Below are 2,793 nucleotides of genomic sequence, written 5' to 3'. Positions count from 1 at the left end.
ATCCCAGTCCAGCATGCCGCCACGGTAGTAATAAATTTTGGTAGCAGGAAAACCATCACGAGTCATTGCGGCCATAGCCATAGGGCTTTGCGGGCAAACTGGGCCATTGCAAAAAGCATAGACCTTTTTAGCCTTTGAGCAATCCCATTTGGTAGAGCCAGCGGCAGGCTTCTTGCAGCCCAATTCATCCATACGCATTGCTACTTCGGTATACGGTATACCAACGGAGCCAGGAATTGTCCCCTTTACGCGATCGTCAACTACACGCATATCAACAACAATCGAATCTTTGTCATTCAAGGCATTCAAGACATCAATCTCATCAACTGGTACAACACCCTTAATCGGAATTAATGGCTGTAACCAGCCTTTATTCTTAGCGCATGAGGTCATTACACGGGTAATTTCAACTGGCCCCTTGGGTGTATTAACAACAAACTTGGTGGATTTATCAATAATTTGAAGTAATTCTAGATTGGTAGATGGTGCGGACTGCGCAAAAACAAGGCCTGAAACAAATGTCAGGCAGCAAACTAGTACTTTCTTCATAAAGCCTCTTCTTAGTAAATTGATGCAAAAATAGCGTTCTTAATGCATATATACGCATTTATGCATAGATTCGTAGTTTCACCCTAAGGCGCGGGTAAATTAATACAGAGAAACCCCTATTGATGGGCAATTTATCAGTATTATCATGGCAGGAAGCTAGCGGTAATTGCTACCCAAAATCCCCTTAATAATGGAGTTTTAATGAAAAATAGTCGCCGTCAATTTATGATTTTGTCTGCAGCTGGTGCTTGTACATTGGCTTTGAACGGTAAAGTTCAAGCTCAAGCAATGGTTGCCGAAACTGATCCACAAGCTGCTGCTTTAGGCTACAAGGCTGATGCCTCTAAAGTGGATAAAGCAAAATATCCAAAGTATGCTGCTGGCCAAAAGTGTGAAAACTGCGCTTTGTATCAAGGTAAACCTGGTTCTGCTGCTGGTGGTTGCTCTTTGTTTGGTGCTAAGCAAGTTGCTGGCCCAGGCTGGTGCTCTGCTTACGCTAAAAAGGCTTAATGCTTAATTAGTTGAAGTTCTAAAAAGCTGCCTAGGCAGCTTTTTTCTTGCCTAAATAGTTACATACTTGCCTGTGAGAACGCTTTTAGCTTCTCAAGACTAGGTATTTGAATGCTAAGACGAGTGACATTTGAAATAATCCCTTGATCAGCCATAGATGCAAGCGCCCTACTGATAGTCTCAAATTTCACATCCATCATTAAACCCATATCTTCCCTCTTAAATAATGGGGCGACTGCCATATCACCAGAAACTTTAGCGGTCCTGAGGAAGAAGCGCGCAAGACGTACTTCAATCCTACCCGTATTAATTTCAGAAAACCAAGATTCCGATTGGGCAAGTGCTTCTCCCCACTTCTTAACAATCTGACGATGCAAGCGTGGTGACTCTTCGCCCAAAGAAGAGATGATTTTTTTAGGGATACGGCAGAGATGGATATTGGATAGCGCGGCTGCTGAATGGGCATAACTGTCACCTAAGAGCGCCTCCATACCAAATAGATCTCCAGGAACTACTAAGCGGACAATTCTTCCAGATCCATCTGAATTAATATGAAGTAACTTGATATACCCATCCCTCAAGGTATAGAGGAAATCAGCAGCTTCGCCCTGGTTGTAAATTCCCGAATGCGCCTCAAATCGAAGGTCATCAATTGGCTCATGTATTTTGGAAAAATCATCTTCATTTAATTCAGCAAAGAGTGCAGAGCTTCTGATAGAGCAAGCATTACAGTCGCTGTTGCCTTGCCAAGCACTTTTGATCTCGATGGTTTTCATGCGATTTTTTTGGCAACCATGCCGAGTAAAGCTGACATGCCAGTATGTCTAGCACCTTCAGATAATTCTTTTTCGTAGCACTGAAGATCTAGGATTTCAAAGTCGCAACTAAGTTCACGAATCATCTCTTCGGTATAGAGGTGCTCGATTAGAGATGGTCCACCAGTCTTGTATTCCAACTGCTTGGGCGTGTAGCCCTGAAGAATAAATATACCGCCGGGTTTCAAAGCCTGATGTACTTGCTTAAAAATCCTAACTCGCATTTCTGGATCAGCAAATTGTATAAAAATAGCAATGATTGCATCATAGGAATTAGTTTTCCAGTCAAACCCATCTGTATCACAAAGACTGTATTCAATATTGACTTCGCTATCTTTCGCAAACTGTTTCGCCTTGACAAGTGCAATATCAGAAACATCAAAACCGGTAACACGCATCCCTTGCTTGGCGAGCCAAACGCCATTGCGCCCTTCTCCATCGGCGATGCAAAGCACAGAGGCATTCGGTTTTAGGTATTGAGATGTTTGCTCAACAAGATATTCATTTGGCTCTTTGCCAAAGATAAACTCTTCTCTATTGAAACGTTCATTCCAGAACTGGGTAGCGTCTGTAAAGCTCATGGATTTCCTGGTCTTAGATTAATTAAATCTTCAATTACTTTTTTAATCCGCCAATAAGATCATTCTTCAAATCAATCACATTCTCAAGACCAACGGCAATTCGGACGAGTCCATCGGTTATACCTGCTGCTTTGCGAGCTTCTGGACTAACGCGGCAATGCGTCGTTGTTGCAGGGTGCGTAATGGTTGTACGCGTATCACCTAGGTTTGCGGTAATGGAGCAAAGCTTGGTTTGATTAATCAATTTGAAGGCGGCCTTTTTGCCACCCTTAAGAGTGAAGGACAATATAGCGCCACCCGCTTTTTGTTGACGCTTAGCCAGTGCATGTTGCGGATGA

The 2,793-nt window shown here is 43.0% G+C and carries 5 protein-coding genes; 1 reads left to right on the top strand and 4 read right to left on the bottom strand.

Annotated elements, in window-relative coordinates:
* On the bottom strand, positions 1 to 549 hold a 549-nt coding region (locus B7X71_RS14765), incomplete at its 3' end, for a rhodanese-like domain-containing protein (RefSeq protein WP_293601216.1).
* Between the two features lie 201 nt (positions 550 to 750).
* Between B7X71_RS14765 and B7X71_RS14760 the strand changes: the two genes are divergently transcribed.
* Positions 751 to 1,059, top strand: a complete 309-nt coding sequence (locus B7X71_RS14760; RefSeq protein ID WP_293599688.1) for a high-potential iron-sulfur protein — start codon at positions 751 to 753, stop codon at positions 1,057 to 1,059.
* Between the two features lie 59 nt (positions 1,060 to 1,118).
* On the opposite strand, the gene B7X71_RS14755 is transcribed toward B7X71_RS14760, so the two are convergent.
* The 3 genes from B7X71_RS14755 to B7X71_RS14745 all read right to left on the bottom strand — a co-directional run.
* Positions 1,119 to 1,835 (bottom strand): Crp/Fnr family transcriptional regulator, encoded by a 717-nt coding sequence (locus B7X71_RS14755; protein WP_215300830.1) that lies wholly within the window; start codon positions 1,833 to 1,835, stop codon positions 1,119 to 1,121.
* The gene (locus tag B7X71_RS14750) at positions 1,832 to 2,455 is read right to left on the bottom strand and encodes a class I SAM-dependent methyltransferase (RefSeq protein ID WP_293601215.1); all 624 of its coding nucleotides are present in this window, start codon (positions 2,453 to 2,455) and stop codon (positions 1,832 to 1,834) included. The genes B7X71_RS14755 and B7X71_RS14750 overlap by 4 nt, the downstream gene beginning before the upstream one ends.
* Before the next feature lie 34 nt (positions 2,456 to 2,489).
* On the bottom strand, positions 2,490 to 2,793 hold a 304-nt coding region (locus B7X71_RS14745), incomplete at its 5' end, for a PLP-dependent transferase (protein WP_293601213.1).

The organism is Polynucleobacter sp. 39-46-10, from assembly GCF_002282275.1.
The sequence above is the reverse complement of the archived record's forward strand: the minus strand, read 5'-3'. Positions and strand labels throughout refer to the sequence as shown.

Bases quoted from the DNA above. Each gene is read 5' to 3' on its own strand.
- B7X71_RS14760 (WP_293599688.1), top strand. From the start codon at position 751: ATGAAAAATAGTCGCCGTCAATTTATGATTTTGTCTGCAGCTGGTGCT.
- B7X71_RS14750 (WP_293601215.1), bottom strand. From the start codon at position 2,455: ATGAGCTTTACAGACGCTACCCAGTTCTGGAATGAACGTTTCAATAGA.
- B7X71_RS14755 (WP_215300830.1), bottom strand. From the start codon at position 1,835: ATGAAAACCATCGAGATCAAAAGTGCTTGGCAAGGCAACAGCGACTGT.